14 protein-coding genes and 1 pseudogene are annotated in these 14,484 nt (G+C 56.9%); 11 read left to right on the top strand and 4 right to left on the bottom strand.

The window, feature by feature from the left end:
- Positions 1-258 precede the first annotated feature (258 nt).
- The 4 genes from H6G62_RS17040 (at position 259) to H6G62_RS17025 (ending at position 3,872) form a co-directional block, all read left to right on the top strand.
- Positions 259-423 carry a hypothetical protein gene (locus H6G62_RS17040; protein ID WP_190497285.1) on the top strand — a complete coding sequence of 55 codons (165 nt, stop codon included), beginning with the start codon at positions 259-261 and terminating at the stop codon, positions 421-423.
- Between the two features lie 371 nt (positions 424-794).
- Positions 795-1,445 carry a hypothetical protein gene (locus tag H6G62_RS17035; RefSeq protein WP_190497283.1) on the top strand — a complete coding sequence of 217 codons (651 nt, stop codon included), beginning with the start codon at positions 795-797 and terminating at the stop codon, positions 1,443-1,445.
- Positions 1,446-1,458: 13 nt separating this feature from the next.
- Positions 1,459-1,659 (top strand): hypothetical protein, encoded by a 201-nt coding sequence (locus tag H6G62_RS17030; RefSeq protein WP_190497281.1) that lies wholly within the window; start codon positions 1,459-1,461, stop codon positions 1,657-1,659.
- A gap of 404 nt (positions 1,660-2,063) precedes the next feature.
- Positions 2,064-3,872, top strand: coding sequence for a peptide ABC transporter substrate-binding protein (locus tag H6G62_RS17025; RefSeq protein ID WP_190497278.1), 1,809 nt, complete (start codon positions 2,064-2,066; stop codon positions 3,870-3,872).
- A gap of 52 nt (positions 3,873-3,924) precedes the next feature.
- Here H6G62_RS17025 and H6G62_RS17020 read toward each other — a convergent pair whose 3' ends face one another.
- Together H6G62_RS17020 and H6G62_RS17015 are read right to left on the bottom strand one after the other, a co-directional pair.
- On the bottom strand, positions 3,925-4,554 hold the full coding sequence (locus H6G62_RS17020) for a TMEM165/GDT1 family protein (RefSeq protein ID WP_190497276.1): 630 nt from the start codon (positions 4,552-4,554) through the stop codon (positions 3,925-3,927).
- Positions 4,555-4,882: 328 nt separating this feature from the next.
- Positions 4,883-7,045, bottom strand: coding sequence for an S-layer homology domain-containing protein (locus H6G62_RS17015; RefSeq protein ID WP_190497274.1), 2,163 nt, complete (start codon positions 7,043-7,045; stop codon positions 4,883-4,885).
- A 117-nt stretch (positions 7,046-7,162) separates the two neighbouring features.
- Between H6G62_RS17015 and H6G62_RS17010 the strand changes: the two genes are divergently transcribed.
- The 3 genes and pseudogenes from H6G62_RS17010 to tsf form a co-directional block, all read left to right on the top strand.
- The gene (locus H6G62_RS17010; RefSeq protein ID WP_190497272.1) at positions 7,163-7,492 is read left to right on the top strand and encodes a hypothetical protein; all 330 of its coding nucleotides are present in this window, start codon (positions 7,163-7,165) and stop codon (positions 7,490-7,492) included.
- Between the two features lie 124 nt (positions 7,493-7,616).
- A complete protein-coding gene (rpsB, locus tag H6G62_RS17005) occupies positions 7,617-8,390 on the top strand; it encodes a 30S ribosomal protein S2 (protein ID WP_190497270.1) in 774 nt (257 codons plus the stop codon).
- Between the two features lie 122 nt (positions 8,391-8,512).
- Positions 8,513-9,157: pseudogene (tsf, locus tag H6G62_RS17000) on the top strand (translation elongation factor Ts); the annotation flags it as partial.
- A 392-nt stretch (positions 9,158-9,549) separates the two neighbouring features.
- On the opposite strand, the gene H6G62_RS16995 reads toward tsf, so the two are convergent.
- Entirely contained in the window at positions 9,550-9,978 is a 429-nt protein-coding gene (locus H6G62_RS16995; RefSeq protein WP_190497266.1) for a Fur family transcriptional regulator, read from the bottom strand.
- A gap of 305 nt (positions 9,979-10,283) precedes the next feature.
- Here H6G62_RS16995 and H6G62_RS16990 point away from each other — a divergent pair, with 305 nt between their 5' ends.
- From H6G62_RS16990 to H6G62_RS16975, 4 genes are all read left to right on the top strand, one after another.
- Positions 10,284-10,856 (top strand): peroxiredoxin, encoded by a 573-nt coding sequence (locus tag H6G62_RS16990; protein WP_190497264.1) that lies wholly within the window; start codon positions 10,284-10,286, stop codon positions 10,854-10,856.
- 221 nt (positions 10,857-11,077) lie between these two features.
- On the top strand, positions 11,078-11,572 hold the full coding sequence (locus tag H6G62_RS16985) for a hypothetical protein (RefSeq protein ID WP_190497262.1): 495 nt from the start codon (positions 11,078-11,080) through the stop codon (positions 11,570-11,572).
- A gap of 85 nt (positions 11,573-11,657) precedes the next feature.
- Positions 11,658-12,323: a DUF3782 domain-containing protein gene (locus H6G62_RS16980; RefSeq protein ID WP_190497260.1), complete on the top strand. Its 666-nt coding sequence runs from the start codon at positions 11,658-11,660 to the stop codon at positions 12,321-12,323.
- Positions 12,324-12,363: 40 nt separating this feature from the next.
- Positions 12,364-12,981, top strand: coding sequence for a DUF3782 domain-containing protein (locus H6G62_RS16975; protein ID WP_190497259.1), 618 nt, complete (start codon positions 12,364-12,366; stop codon positions 12,979-12,981).
- Between the two features lie 29 nt (positions 12,982-13,010).
- Here the strand turns inward: H6G62_RS16975 and H6G62_RS16970 are convergent, their stop codons facing one another.
- The gene (locus H6G62_RS16970; RefSeq protein ID WP_242052136.1) at positions 13,011-14,006 is read right to left on the bottom strand and encodes an alpha/beta fold hydrolase; all 996 of its coding nucleotides are present in this window, start codon (positions 14,004-14,006) and stop codon (positions 13,011-13,013) included.
- Positions 14,007-14,484 lie beyond the last annotated feature (478 nt).

The following is a 14,484-nucleotide window of genomic DNA, read 5'->3' as shown; positions in this document are numbered from 1 at the left end:
AGAGGCCCAAATTTTTCCTGGGGAAATGTTAACTATTTTGACTAACCCTAAAGCTTGGTTGCGTTTTTTGGCCGACGGGCGATTTTGCGCTGGCCAGAGTGATAGATTCGGGGTCTCAAAAACTGGAACGCCCTAGGCGAATTGGGGGAAGGTTGGGATTGGGCCTATCGATTGGTTGGATCTCGTTCCCCATCCCCAGATTCCTATGGGTTTTTCGCGTTATTAACTCCCTGCTATCATTACTCGCCAATAACACCCATGCATAACGTACAAAAAGACTGGATTAGCGCCATTGCCATCGCCGCCCTGGGGGCAGGTGTGATTACCACCTTAGCCGTCAGCCAGGGACAAAATCCCTTTGTGGGTCTCGGCATTACGCTCTTTTCAGCGATCTCTGCGGTAATTATTGACCACTTGATGTAGGCCGAAGTCATGGGCAATGGGGCCAAAATATAGATCGCTTGTACCTATTTTTTTATGGGGTGCCCCTTGGGATTGAGTGGCGCGGAACCGATGAATTCAGGTATAAATTGTTCATAGGGTTTGGCTTCTAGGTGGTGCCTACCACCAAGGGTCATTTTTGCTCCGGTACTACCGTTTTCGGTCTTGTTCTTCCGGCCTCATTATTTCCTATTGCCATGGCCAGTTTGCCCAATCTTGAGCCCTCCCGGCCCACTGCCCCCGAAGCCGTTGGCCCTCTGCCGCTGCGTCCACTTCAAAAGCCGGTTTCCTTCGATCTCCGGTCTAGGGCAACCGCCAATCCCCAGTACTCAGGGGAAAGGGGGAGTCAAGGGTTGTCTTTACCCCTCGGCGATCCAACGCTGATTTCTCCTGAAATCAAAAGCAAACGTCCTATTTTTAGCCGTCATCGCCACGATGCCAATCCAGCCCTGGCCCTCAAGGTGCTTCAGGATGTTCATGGGGCGGTAGAAAGCTGGCACAGCGAGCTGCGGCAAACGGTGCAGATGATCCAGGATTTGTACCTGGAAGGGCCCATTGTCGATGGCTGGTTGGAAACCATGGACAGTGCGCCCCCAGCCCAGACCCAGGATGCCGCTGCGCTACTGCGCCACGCTGACCCCCAAGCCCTTTCCGGCTATGTGGATCAGCTTTGCGAGTCCCTGGGCCACGAGGTTCCGGCTTCGGCCTCCCCAGAGGCATCGGCAGTGGCCCCTAGCTATCGGTTGTGTAGCCTCAATGCCGATGGCCACTTGCAATGTATACCCTGCCCCCCAGAGCAGGTGTCTACCCTCAGTTTGGCCATTGCCCGCCATCAAAAACTGCGTCAGTTGGTGGATCAAAAGCGCTATCTAGAAGCCAAGTTAAAGCGGGCTGTAGAGGTGCTAACCAATAGCCGCGACAGTCTGGGCATTGTTCCCCAGGTCAGATCATCGTCGCCAGAGTCCGATCCCACGGACGATCCCATGGTAGGGATGTCCCTCTAAACTTCGTTGAACCATGGCCGATCCTCCGACCCACTTTACCCCCGAAGAACTGGAACGCTGGCGGTTTGGTTTAGCCCAAGCGAATTTGAACAATGTGCTCTGCCACTGTCGGGACTGCGATGCCACCTGGATGGCCTCCGACGACGAAGGATCCTGTGCCTGTGGTAGCCTTCGGGTGGAGCACATTCCCTGCTGGCAGTTTCCAGACGATTAGGGTTCCAGACGATTAGGGAACCGCCTCGGTGGGCCTACCACAGCACTTTATAGGAGTGCATTGTTGTGCGGGGCAGAGGTAAAAACAGAGTCACCTTGTTTTTCCAACTTCAGACCTACGGGTAAGACAGGTCATCTCAAATGGGCTTGACGCTCTTCTCATCGCGATGACGGAGTCTGATGGTTCTCTCTCCTGTGCATGAATGCATGGCCGTGGATTGTTGGGATCATGGGTTGGTATTGGGCTGGATGAGGGAATGGGATCGGTCTGGGGAACTTGCCCCTTCTGGTCTACGTCCGAGGGACATTGAGCGGCTGGGTTGGCGATTGGGTTGGCCGTCTACTTGGCTTGATTGCTCTACGCTGATCTGTATTCTGTATATTTGGTATCGATTTGGCGCGGTTATGTTGAAATCTGGAGTCCGTATTGCGGTTACTGTGGCCGCCAGCCTGTCGTTGTTGGGGGCGGTGGCCTGTAGCCCTGCGGCGATGGAGGATGGATCTACCGGATCTGAAACCGAGGCCAGCCTCGCCGCCGCCCAACGCGATCCCGACACCCTGCGGTTGCTCTATGGGCGATCCGTCATCACCCTCAACCCCCACTTGGCCACAGGCTACCAAGACTTTGAAGCGGCCCGCCTCAGCTACGAACCCCTAGCCAGCTATAACCAGGCGGGCGAACTCGTACCCTTTTTGGCGGCGGACATTCCAACGGAAGCCAACGGGGGGCTGGCGGAGGACGGCACCAGCGTCATCTGGACGCTGCGCCGGGACGTGACCTGGGCCGATGGGGAGCCCTTCACCGCCGAGGATGTGGTGTTTACCTTCGAGTTCATTCGCAACCCGGAGGTCGCTGCGGCCACAGCCCAGTACTACGAAACCGTGGAATCGGTGGAAGCCTTGGACGACCATCGGGTCAAAATCACCTTCAAAGCCCCCACTCCGGCCTGGTCGGTTCCCTTCACCGGACAGACGGGGATGATTTTGCCCCAGCATCGCTATGCCGACTACAACGGCCTCAATGCCCGCGAAGCCCCCACTAACCTTCAGCCCGTGGGCACTGGCCCCTATCAAGCCATCGGGTTTGATCCGGGGACGGTAATCTACACAGCCAATGCCAACTACTGGGACGGAACACCCGCATTTAAACGGGTGGAACTTCAGGGGGGGATTGCGCCCTACGCCGCCGCCAGGGAAGTTCTGCAACGGGGCAGCGCCGACTTTGCCCATAACCTCCAGGTGGAAGCCGACGCCCTCGCCGCCCTCAAAACCGAGGTTGCCCTGGGCCAAATCTCCTACCTGTTTGGGGCACAGGTGGAGCGGATTATGGTGAACTTCGCCAACCCCTTCGTGCGCACTGAATCGGGGGAGCGGGCCAGCGCCCAGGTGCCCCACCCCTACTTCAGCGATTGGCGGGTGCGGCAGGCCATCAACCTAGCCATCGACCGAGACACCATTGCCGAACAGCTCTATGGGCCAGCGGGCCAACCCACGGCCCAGCTTTTGGTGGCCCCAGCGATCTACCAAACCCCAGACCTGGCCTACGAATACAATCTTGTGAAAGCAAAACTCTTGCTCGAACAGGCGGGCTGGGTCGATACCGACGGCGACAGTATCCGCGACCGGGATGGGGTGCCCCTAGAAGTGCTGTTTCAGGCCTCGGTGAACCCCGTGCGCCAACAAACCCAAGCCATTGTGGCCGAGAGCCTGAAGCAACTGGGGTTGGACGTGCAGGTATCCCGCGTGCGGGTGGATGAGTTTTTCTCCGCCAACCCTGAGGATATCAATAGCCTCAATCACTTCTATGCCGATATGCAGATCTACGCCATCGGCAACGAAAGCCCCGACCCCAGCACCTATATGGGCTGGTGGAGCTGCGACAAAATCGCCTCCCAGGCCAATCAGTGGCAGAAACCCAACAACGCCCGCTACTGCAACCCCGAATACGACCGCCTGCTGGATCAAGCCAAAACTGAACTGGATCCCGAAAAACGCACCGAACTGTTTCAGCGTATGAACCGCCTGCTCTCCACCGATGTGGCGGTGATTCCCGTGGTACATCGGGCTATGGCCAATGCCGTGGCCGACCGCCTGGATGGGGTTGATTTCACCCCCTGGGATGCCAGCACCTGGGCGATTAAAGACTGGGCACCAGCCACCTCTGACCCCACCTCTGAATCAGAAAACCCCGCTTCCCAGCCCAACCAACCGTAGGGGCGGGGTCTCCCCGTCCGTTCATATCGGGGGGCAACAAATGGGAGTTGTCCTAGGGGCCAAACCGTTCAATGGCGGCGATGATGCCAAACAGGATAAAGAGCAGACCGCCGATTAAAGTGAGCCAGCGTTCTGAAATGCGCCCCGCCACCAGTTTGCCGCAGACCACCGCAATGGCCGCGCAAATGGCATGGCCGAGGGTCGCTCCCAGCACGACCCCCACAGGATGCTGAGCCGCCGCCAGGGCAATGGTGGCCAGTTGGGTACGATCCCCCCATTCCGCCACAAAGGTCAGGGCAAACGCTTCGATCACCACGGCTCGATTGGTGTTCACCGCCACCGCCTGTTCCCGCTTTTCGACCGCCTCTAGGGCTTCAACCTGCTCATCTTCAAGGCTACCTGGCCCCTTCATTTGCAGGGCATCGTAGAGCAGCTTCAGGCCAAACCCCAAAAACAGAGCCACGGTCAACCCATTCACCACCACCGGAGGGAAAAGCGTTGCCACTTGCCCAATGGCCACCGACAAAACGGTCATCAAGAATAGGGCCATTGTTACCCCCAGAAACACCCAGCGACGGGGGTGACGGGTGGCTAAAATCATGCCGATAAAAAAAGTTTTATCCCCAATTTCTGACAGGGTAATCAGCAGTAGAGCGGCGGTAAATCCAGTCAGTGGGTTCATGGTCTTCTCCTCTAGGAGTTAGAATACCATGTTTTTTAGACTTAGATTTCAGCCGCCATTTCTGCATCATGTGGGATATTAAGTCGGGAATAATTCATTTTTTATTCATTTTTGAAAATCGCTTTTTGATGCCAGAAAATGCCCATTTATAGTGGATTTCACTCGGTTGAAGTACACTGCGATGATCCCCCCCCTGCCCCCTTCTCAAGGGGGGTACAGAGTGAGCCTTAGACCGCTAGGCACTGGGGGGATCTAGAACCCGGCAACGGTGTATCCCACTCTATCGAGAACCGCTATAGAATTTGCTTTTATCGTTTATTGTCCACGCTTAAATCCGCACAATGTAGGGATGGTCTAGGGGAGGGATTCGCCGCTGGTAGACCAGGGTTTGGTACACGGCAGCGGCAATATCCGCCCGACTAGCGGCGCGGTGGGGGTTAAGTTGAGTTAGGTCGGGCATGTTCACTACGAGGCCCAACTGGGTGGCCAAGGCTACCGCTTCCAGGGCATACCCAGGAATCATGCCCCGATCTTGATAGTGGTTGACGACATAGAGCTTGACGGCATGATCGTTGACCAGGGCCAGACCATTGACCAGGGCCAGCCAGACCTGGAGCCGTAGTACGGCGTGGTTAGGGGCAAAGGTGCCGTCTGGGAACCCGGCCAAGAAGCCCCCTCGGCAGGCCATTTGGATGGCGTTGGCGGCCCAGTGGTGGGCGGGCACATCGGAAAAGGGCTGGGCATTCAATCGTGGGGCTGGCTGGAAGGCCGCTGTCACTAGGGCAGCAAACTGGGCGCGGGTCATGGCTTGATCGGGGTAGAACTGGCCATCGCTTTGGCCCCGCACCAAGTCTAAATTGAGCAAGCCTTGGATAAAGTCCTGCGCCCAGTGGCTCTGAATGTCGGCGAAGGATCCCTGGACGAGGGGCGGGGGTGGGGGCGTAGGGTCGGCCCCGGTGAGCCGAGGGGCGTGGCCCAGGGCCACGAGACCCTGGTAGATCAGCACCGACACCTCGGCGCGGGTCATGGGATCCTGGGGTCGGAGTTGGTCGGCGTCGGGATAGTTGATGATCAATCCGGCCTGGGTCGCAGCACTGAGGGGCGACATGGCGTAGCTGGGAATTTGAGCCCGGTCGGCATAGCGGCCTAGGGCGCTGGCGGGGGCATCGGGCAGACCCAGACCATTGACCACCGCCACTATCGCCTGCACGCGGGTCATGGGCTGGCTGGGGCGATAGGTTTGGTCGGGGTAGCCGCTGACAAACCCCTGGCGCTGGGCCATATCAATGGCACGGTAGGCCCAGAAACTACGGGGGACATCCAGAAATTCGCTGGTATTGCGCACAAAGGGGCGACTGCCATAGCAACTCGCCACCAGGGCGGCAAACTGGGATCGGGTGATGATGTCGTTGGGGCGATAGGTGCCATCGGTAAAGCCCTTGGCCAAGTTGCGGTCGGCCAGAGCCTCAATGTAGGCCGCCGCCCAATGGCCCTGAAGATCCACAAACCGACTCACCACCGGGGGCGGAGCAGGCGGTTCTGGGGGCGCAGACGGGGCAATCACGGGCGCTGTTTCGGCCCGATCTAACAGTAGCGGCGGTACGGCGGCGGGGTCGGGAACCTGGCTGGGGGCTAGGGTCACCGGGCCAACCAGAGCCTGGGGTAATAGGTCATTCCCCACCGTCACCAGGGTTTGGCCCGTGTCGTTGCGAAGGTCGCCCTGGCGGTTGTGGCGCAGGGTATTGTTGGCGGCTTCGCCGGGTTGACCGAGGTCGGGTTGGCCCCGCTCCTGCACCAATAGCCCCCACTGCTGGTTTTGCACCAGTCGGTTCTGCCTCAGGACTGGGCTGGCGGTTCCGGCCACCCGCATCCCGGTTTGGTTGTTGGCACAGTGGTTATCCGTCAGCAGGGGCGCAGCGGCCCCCAGGATATGAATACCCATATTGCAGCGTTGCAGGGTGCAATCGCGGATCTCACCCTTCGCCTGCTCCAGCAGCAGCAGACCCACCCCGGCCATCTGATCGCCGCGTACCTGTAGAATTAATGGACTGGCCATGCCCATCACCTGCACCCCCGCCTGCCCACACTGGCTCAGCCGACAGGCCCGCACCAGGGGCACCCCACTCCGCACCAAAACCCCCACCCCCTGAGGATTCTGGATCGTCACCCCCCGCACCTGGGCCTGGTCCTCCACTACCAGCGCCGCCGAGATTGCCCCATCCCCCGGCACCGCTCCACCCCCAGTGATGACAATGCCGTCCCCCTGGGTGGTTTCCTGCCCCATTATCACCACTCGATCCCCAATCAGTAGCGGAAAGCGCTCCCCAGATTCGGCGCTGTAAGTTCCCGGAGCCAGCTTAATCAAGGCATTGCCCTGGGCCGCCACCAGCGCCGCCGTTAGGGTTCTGTAGGGTAGATGGGGTCGCCCCGAAGGCTGATCAATGCCCCGCTGGGGATCCACCTCTAGGGTCTTTGACATCGTCTGCACCATGGCTTTCCCCTTTTTTGCCGTCTAGCAGCCAGGGCCGATCCAGCCAGAACTTACCCCAGATCGCCCCGCCAAATACCGCTATCATTTAGCCATTCATCTTACGGTGAGAACGTAGTTGTGAACCGTCTTGTGGTAGCGGTGGTGGCAGTCAATGGCAGCATTGCCCTGGGCGGGCTGTATCTATCTCTACGCCTGTGGCGCTGGCGGCAATCCTGGGCTACCCTAGCCGACGCCCTCGCCCTCTGGGAGCAGGAACTATCCCAGACCCTATCCAAAATGACTGCAACCGATCTGGATCTACCCCGCCAGAAACTACAACACCTGCGCCACCAGTACACCACCTTTCAACGGTGGATCGGGTACCTGCCCTACCTACGCCGAGGGCTCAATCTGGTAGTCAACCTGAGCTTCAAACGCCATCGCGGCACCCGTGCTAAACGAGGGTAACCGTTTTTGTGTCCTCTACTGTGCTACCCTAGAAAAGTTGTCAAAATCGCACATCCGAAATTTCGGGTCTTCCCAGGTTGGAAGCAGATTCGGATGGTGGCTAAACCCGAAAGGAGAACCATTCATGCCCGTGATTACGCTCCCTGAGCTACTAGAATCTGGCGTCCATTTTGGGCACCAGACCCGCCGCTGGAACCCGAAGATGGATCAATACATCTTCACCTCCCGCAACGGCGTTCACATTATTGACCTGGTGCAAACCGCCCAGCTCATCGAAGAAGCCTACGCCTTCACCCGTTCCGCCGCCGAAAAGGGCCAGAAGTTTCTGTTCATCGGCACCAAGCGCCAAGCCGCTGGCATCGTTGCCCAAGAGGCCACCCGCTGCGGATCCCACTATGTCAACCAGCGCTGGCTGGGCGGAATGCTCACCAACTGGGCCACAATCAAATCCCGCGCCGACCGTCTGAAAGAGCTAGAGCGCATGGAGGAAACCGGAGCCATCGAGCTACGCCCCAAGAAAGAAGCGGCGGTGCTGCGTCGGGAACTAGAGAAGCTGCAAAAGTACCTAGGCGGGATTAAAACCATGCGTCGGGTCCCCGATGTGGCCATCATCGTAGACATCAAGCGGGAATACAACGCCGTTTCCGAGTGCCACAAGCTGGGCATCCCCATCATCTCCCTGCTAGACACCAATTGCGATCCCGACCTCGTCGATGTACCCATCCCCGGTAACGACGACGCGATTCGTTCCATCAAGCTGATCCTGGGCAAACTGGCCGACGCCATCTACGAAGGCTCCCACGGTGGCCAGTCCGTCAGCAGTGACGACGACGATATGTACGAAGGCTACGATGACGACGAGTATGATGCGCCCGCCGCCGATGGCGATGACGAGTAAGGTGGCCCTAGCGGTTTAAGCTGGGTAAGGGCAGGCTTTTGCGGTGCTGCCCTTCTCCGTAGTCCCCTAGGGGACTTTAGGTGTGTTGTTTTTTGATGAGCGCGTTAGGACGTTAGAAACCCATGGCAGAAATTTCTGCGAAGCTTGTGAAAGACCTGCGCGATAAAACCGGCGCAGGGATGATGGACTGCAAAAAAGCCCTCAAGGAAAACGATGGCGACATCGAAAAATCCATTGAGTGGCTACGGCAAAAGGGCATCGCCTCGGCCTCTAAAAAAGAGGGTCGAGTAGCCGCCGAGGGCATTATTGGTCAATACATTCACACCGGGGATCGCATTGGTGTGCTCGTAGAAGTGAACTGCGAAACCGACTTTGTCGCCCGTCGGGATGAGTTCAAAGCCCTGGTTCGTGACATTGCTATGCAAATCGCCGCCTGCCCCAATGTGGAATACGTGAAGTCGGATGAAATTCCGGCAGATATTATTGCCAAGGAAAAGTCCATCGAAATGGGCCGCGATGACCTGGCTAACAAGCCCGAAGCCATGCGCGAGAAAATCGCAGAGGGCCGTATTCAAAAGCGCCTGAAGGAGTTGTCTTTGATGGATCAACCCTACATCAAAGATCAAAATATCTCCGTTGAAGAGTTAGTGAAGCAAACCATTTCTCAACTGGGCGAGAACATTCAGGTGCGTCGCTTTGTGCGCTTTGTGCTGGGCGAAGGCATCGAGAAGCAAGAGGTTGACTTTGCCGCTGAAGTGGCCGCCCAAGCTGGCCGGAATAATCCTACTCCCGACGAGGAATCCCCCGCCGAAGCCGAGGCTAAACCAGAGTCCGGTGTCTCGGCCGTTATTCGAGTCGGCAATGTTACGGTGTCAGTAGAAGAAGCCGAGGCTAAACCAGAGTCCAGTGCATCGGGTACCGCCAAGAAAAAGAAAAAGAAGTAGTCGCCTTGGGCGGGTAATTCATAACTACATCCCCACCTGATCTCTCACCGATTCCCAATCCGTCAAACGTAGGGGCGGGATTTCCTGGCCCTCCCCAACCGGGTGAGGCATGGGGATCTTGGGTTAAATATCGTCGTAAAAAAGGAGTAGTGGCCCGACCACTGCTCCTTTTTCTTATGGACAAGGTTAACTTTCTTGTGAACAAGGTTGCCGAGCTAATCTGCTTCAATTTGGCAGCAATCACACACACCATGCACCGTCACCTCATAGCCCTCCACTTTCCAGCGGGAGCTAAGGCGGCTGAGATCGATGTGGGATAGGGATTCCCAGGGAATATCGGCAATGGATCCACAGGTTTTACAGCGAAAGTGATGGTGAGGTTCAACGTTGGCATCGTAGCGGCGGACGCCTTCCTCCAGCAGCACCTCGCGCACTAGATTGACCTCGCGCAGAGCTTGCAGGGAACTGTAGACCGTGGCCTGGGAGGAGGTGGGGGCGTCTTGATTGAGGTCGTTAAGGATGTCTTCGGCGGTGGGGTGGTCGTAGCGATGGAGCAGGTTGGCATACACCGCAAAGCGCTGGGGTGTCACACGTAGCCCCCTAGCCTTCAGGGTTTGAACAATATCCTCACTGTGTTGCTGCATTGCTACCTATCTCCAGCCCAGGCGCTTGTCTGAAGGGAGAACTTCCCCTTATACCTCTGGTGCATACGACTACGTTTCATACAGTAACACGTTTACTTAGGAGCGACCGTGGTCTAAGATACGATCAGTTTAATAAGTGATTATGCTTATTGAAAAATTCTTAAATCAGAACTATTCTGATTTAGGGCTTAGTTGACCTCCCTATAGTGTCTGCTCAAAGGGCAAGGCATCAGGAAGAGGGGCGGCTAGGTCTCAAGTACAGCCGAGGGCTGGAAACGCAGTTCAGTATTGTTCAAGAGGTAATTATGGGCGTTATCGAACGTGTGCCTGATGTGGTGTTCAAGACCCGTGTGCGGGACGAGTCCGTGGGTGGGTCTAACCCCTACCGCTGGCAAGATCTGACCACCCAGGAAATCTTCGGTGGTAAGAAAGTGGTGGTGTTCTCCCTACCCGGTGCCTTCACCCCTACCTGCTCCTCCAACCATCTGCCCCGCTACGAAGAACTCTACGAAGAGTTCAAGGCCCAAGGCGTGGACACCATCATCTGCGTGTCTGTGAACGATGCCTTCGTCATGTTCCAGTGGGGTCTGAAAATCGGCGCGAAGAACGTCTTCCTGCTGCCCGATGGCAACGGCGAATTCACCCGCAAGATGGGGATGCTGGTGGACAAGTCCAACCTGGGCTTTGGTCTGCGCTCCTGGCGCTACTCCATGCTGGTCAACGATGGCAACATCGAGAAGATCTTCGTAGAGCCCGACTTCGGCGATAACTGCCCCATCGACCCCTTTGAAGTGTCCGACGCAGACACCATGCTGGCCTACCTGAAGGGAACCGAGTCCGCTGGCGTGTCCGAGCCTCGTCTGGCCTTTGTGGGCTAGTTTCTATCCCAAAAGCTTGGGGGCCGATCCGGTTGCTGGATTTCGATCCCATGGTAATCTTTCCCCCTGCAACCCTGGATGTCAGGTCAGCCCTGATTCGTTGGTTGTTCCCTGTGGTGTTGAATAGCCCGCTTCCCGTTGAGGGGGCGGGCTTCATCGTTTAGGGTTCTTTGTCCCTTAGAGTTGTGGTGTAGACTGCTGGTAAGGGCAGGGTAAGAACCATGGCAAAGCCGTCGGTTAGCAAGCAACCGATCCGTGGACAGGCAGGGCAGCGACTAGAAAATCCCTGGCTGTCGTCGGTGCTGCTGATGGCGGCCTACATGACCTACGGCGGATTTTTACACAGCATTCAGGCATCCCTGTGGGCCTGGGGCTGGAGTGTCGGTTTTGCGGTAATTTTTGCCGCTCTGTGTACCGTTTGCTGGAAAACCTGCCGTCGCCTTCTGTTAACGGGGTTTCAGTCCGACCTCGGCTATGTGGTGATGGCCTTGGTCACAGCCTCCCTAGCGGTGGCGGCGGTCACTCGATTTCGAATGTTTTCCTACCTGTCGCTGCTGGTGGCCGTCACTCTGCTTACCCGCGTTGACATGCTAATTGCCAACTTTTCTACCCGCAAGACCTGGTTCTGTATGACGCTACTAGCCCTAGCTGGCCTAGGGCTAGCTTGGGCCTTACACAGCCTAGGAGTCTCCCCCCACCTAGCGACCGAGGGATAAGTCAGGCTGGACGGCCAGTGAATCCATCCGCGTTGCCCCTGCTACAATACACATAAACTACTTTTCATGACGCCTTCTGCCCACCATGGCCACCCCGCAACCCACCTATGAAGACATCCTGCGGCTTTTTCAAGAAACTGACCGTAAGTTCCAAGAAACTGACCGTAAGTTCCAAGAAACTGACCGTAAGTTCCAAGAGACTGACCGTAAGTTCCAAGAGACTGACCGTAGGTTTCAGGAGACCGATCTTCAGTTGAAAGAAACGGATCGTAAGCTCCATGCCGCTATTCAGGAAAACCGCCGCATCAACCAACAGGTCAGCAAGCAAATCGGTGAATTGGGTGGTGCTTGGGGGCGTTTTGTCGAAGATCTGGTAGCCCCGGCCTGTGAACGGATTTTCTTAGATCGAGGCATTCCGGTTGACCAAGTGAGCCAGCGGGTGAAGCGGCGACGGCAAGGGGATACGTTGGAAATTGATGTTCTGGTGGTGAACCAAGGTCATGTCTTGGCCGTAGAAGTGAAAAGTAGTCTCAGCGTCCCCGATGTCAAGGATTTCATCGTTGACCTAGAGCGGTTTTCCGTCTTTTTTCCCGAATACGCCGCTATGCAACTCTACGGAGCCGTGGCAGGTATCGGCATCGAGTCCGGGGCCGACCGTTATGCCTACCGCCAAGGTCTCTTCGTCATGGCCCAATCTGGCGACAGCGTCACCCTCCTCAACGACTCCACCTTTACCCCCAAGACCTGGTAACCCAATAGCCAATAACCAACCCCTACCCTCCCAATCCCCCATGGCCACCCCACAGCCCACCTACGACGATATTCTTCGCCTCTTCCAAGAAACGGATCGCAAGTTTCAAGAAACTGCCCTTCAGTTCAAAGAAACCGACCGTCGGATGCAGGAAACCGACCGTCGGATGCAGGAAACCGACCGTCGGATGCAGGAAACCGACCGTCAGATTAAAGAACTCGGTAAACAGATTGGTGGGTTAGGCGCTAAATTCGGCAGCTTCACCGAAGGTTTGGCGCTACCGTCCATGGAAACCATCCTGCGGCATCGGTTTGGTATGGAGGTCATTAGCCCCAGCGTGCGGGTCAGCAAGGTGGGGCAACATATGGAATTAGACGTTCTCGCCTATGCCAATGGGCCGATCAATCAGGCTTACATTGTGGAAGTCAAAAGCCATGCCCGCGAATCATCCTTGGGACAGCTCAAAACCCAGCTACAGCGCTTTCGGGAATTCTTCCCTGAACACCGGGATAAGCAAGTCTTTGGCATTTTAGCCGCCGTTGATATGTCGGATGCCCTACGGGAGCAGGCGATGCAGGAGGGGCTTTATGTTGCCCGCATCCAAGACGAGGTGTTTGAACTCACAGTACCCGACGACTTTCAGCCCGTAGCCTTTTGATAGATCGAGAGGGCGAGAGAACCTCCCCCCTACGGTTGGTCAGATTGAGGTAGGCCGATTGAAGTTGGGGGCGATGGGACTCCAGTAGGATTGGATGCGGCTAGATCCGAGGTGATCCAGTCCATGACCAGGGGGTTCACTTGGCCAGGAGCTTCATCCTGGGGACAATGGCCCACGTTGGGCAGTTCCACCATGGCTTTTACGGCGGGATATTCGGCCAGGGTGCGGCCCAGGGCCACGGGCTCCCAGGGATCGGCCTGTCCCCAGATCAGCCAGGCGGGGCAGGAGAGGTGCGGCAGCAAATCCTCTGGTAACGGCCCTTGGGAATAGCGCACGAAGGCCAAAAACACATCGGCGGCTCCGGGGGTTTGGGCGGGGGTGAGAATCGCGGTTACCAACTCGTCTGTGACGGCGGTGTGATCGTGGTAAGCCTGCTTTAGTAGATTGCGAATCACCGAGGGGCGGGCGATGCGGCTAAAGAAAAAGCGTCCCACCGCTGGATAGCCCAGCAGTTGTTGAACCAGGGGCGTGCTCACCCGCTGGTGCCAGGGAATTTGATCGCGTCGCCGTTCGTGCAAGAGCCGCAGGGAACAGTCCATCATCACAAGGCCAAGCACCTCGGCGGGGGCATCCACTGCTGCCTGCATGGCCACCACGCAGCCGATGGAGTTGGCCACTAGGTAGGCGGGCTGACCGATCACCTCGCGGCAAAAGCCGATGATTTGCTGGCCCCAGGTTTCAAAGCTGTAGGTGAGGGGCTGGCCGGGGGTGGGCTTGTCAGAAAGGCCAAAGCCGATCAGGTCAATGGCGTAGGCTCGGTAAGACTGGCCTTGGTGCGGTTGCCCATAGGTGGGCAAATTCTTGCGCCAGTGGTCGCTAGAGGCCCCAAAGCCATGGATACAAAGGATGGGCACACCCTCGTTACCCACCTGCTGGTAGCGAATGGAAAACCCCTGCCATTGCCAGGTTTTGGTTTCAGGATTGGCCCGTGCCGCAGTCACCATGACGCCCTCAGCATACTTCATCTAAGTTAACACTTGCCGCTGACGGAAGCCCTAGGTCGCCGTAGGCTAGTGTTTCAACAGAGTAAATCACCGCTAGGGTAAGTAATGGTTTGGGGAGTTTAATTTTTACGTCTAGAGGAAGTCCTGCTTGCGAATTGTGGAAAGCGCCAATTCTAGAATGAAGGGGAACGGCTATTTGAGATATCCAACCACTGCGCGACCATTCCAAAACGGCCTTCACTCAGCTCGACTTTATCCATTTGATCCAAAAAGGAAAGCAGCAAGCAGAATTCAGATGAGGGTCTGAGGAACTTGCTGCGATGGAATTTATGTCGATGATGATAGCGTTTGCGCCCTTGTTTTCACAGCGGGTGTGGCCTCAAGCGCTAACGCTGGTGATGGGAGCGCTGTTGGCTCCTGGGAAACGCACGGTGAGCCAAGTGCTGCGGGTGATGGGGCTAGCCAATGACCCCCAATTTCAGCGTTATCATCGAGTGCT

The sequence above is a fragment of the Phormidium sp. FACHB-1136 genome (assembly GCF_014697375.1).
In the GTDB taxonomy this organism is placed as follows: Bacteria; Cyanobacteriota; Cyanobacteriia; order Phormidesmidales; family Phormidesmidaceae; genus Nodosilinea.
Note: the sequence above shows the minus strand (reverse complement) of the source record. Positions and strands in the feature narration are given on the sequence as shown.

Bases quoted from the DNA above. Each gene is read 5' to 3' on its own strand.
- H6G62_RS17040 (WP_190497285.1), top strand. From the start codon at position 259: ATGCATAACGTACAAAAAGACTGGATTAGCGCCATTGCCATCGCCGCC.
- H6G62_RS17030 (WP_190497281.1), top strand. From the start codon at position 1,459: ATGGCCGATCCTCCGACCCACTTTACCCCCGAAGAACTGGAACGCTGG.
- H6G62_RS17025 (WP_190497278.1), top strand. From the start codon at position 2,064: ATGTTGAAATCTGGAGTCCGTATTGCGGTTACTGTGGCCGCCAGCCTG.
- H6G62_RS17020 (WP_190497276.1), bottom strand. From the start codon at position 4,554: ATGAACCCACTGACTGGATTTACCGCCGCTCTACTGCTGATTACCCTG.
- H6G62_RS17015 (WP_190497274.1), bottom strand. From the start codon at position 7,045: ATGGTGCAGACGATGTCAAAGACCCTAGAGGTGGATCCCCAGCGGGGC.
- rpsB (WP_190497270.1), top strand. From the start codon at position 7,617: ATGCCCGTGATTACGCTCCCTGAGCTACTAGAATCTGGCGTCCATTTT.
- H6G62_RS16995 (WP_190497266.1), bottom strand. From the start codon at position 9,978: ATGCAGCAACACAGTGAGGATATTGTTCAAACCCTGAAGGCTAGGGGG.
- H6G62_RS16990 (WP_190497264.1), top strand. From the start codon at position 10,284: ATGGGCGTTATCGAACGTGTGCCTGATGTGGTGTTCAAGACCCGTGTG.
- H6G62_RS16985 (WP_190497262.1), top strand. From the start codon at position 11,078: ATGGCAAAGCCGTCGGTTAGCAAGCAACCGATCCGTGGACAGGCAGGG.
- H6G62_RS16980 (WP_190497260.1), top strand. From the start codon at position 11,658: ATGGCCACCCCGCAACCCACCTATGAAGACATCCTGCGGCTTTTTCAA.
- H6G62_RS16975 (WP_190497259.1), top strand. From the start codon at position 12,364: ATGGCCACCCCACAGCCCACCTACGACGATATTCTTCGCCTCTTCCAA.
- H6G62_RS16970 (WP_242052136.1), bottom strand. From the start codon at position 14,006: ATGAAGTATGCTGAGGGCGTCATGGTGACTGCGGCACGGGCCAATCCT.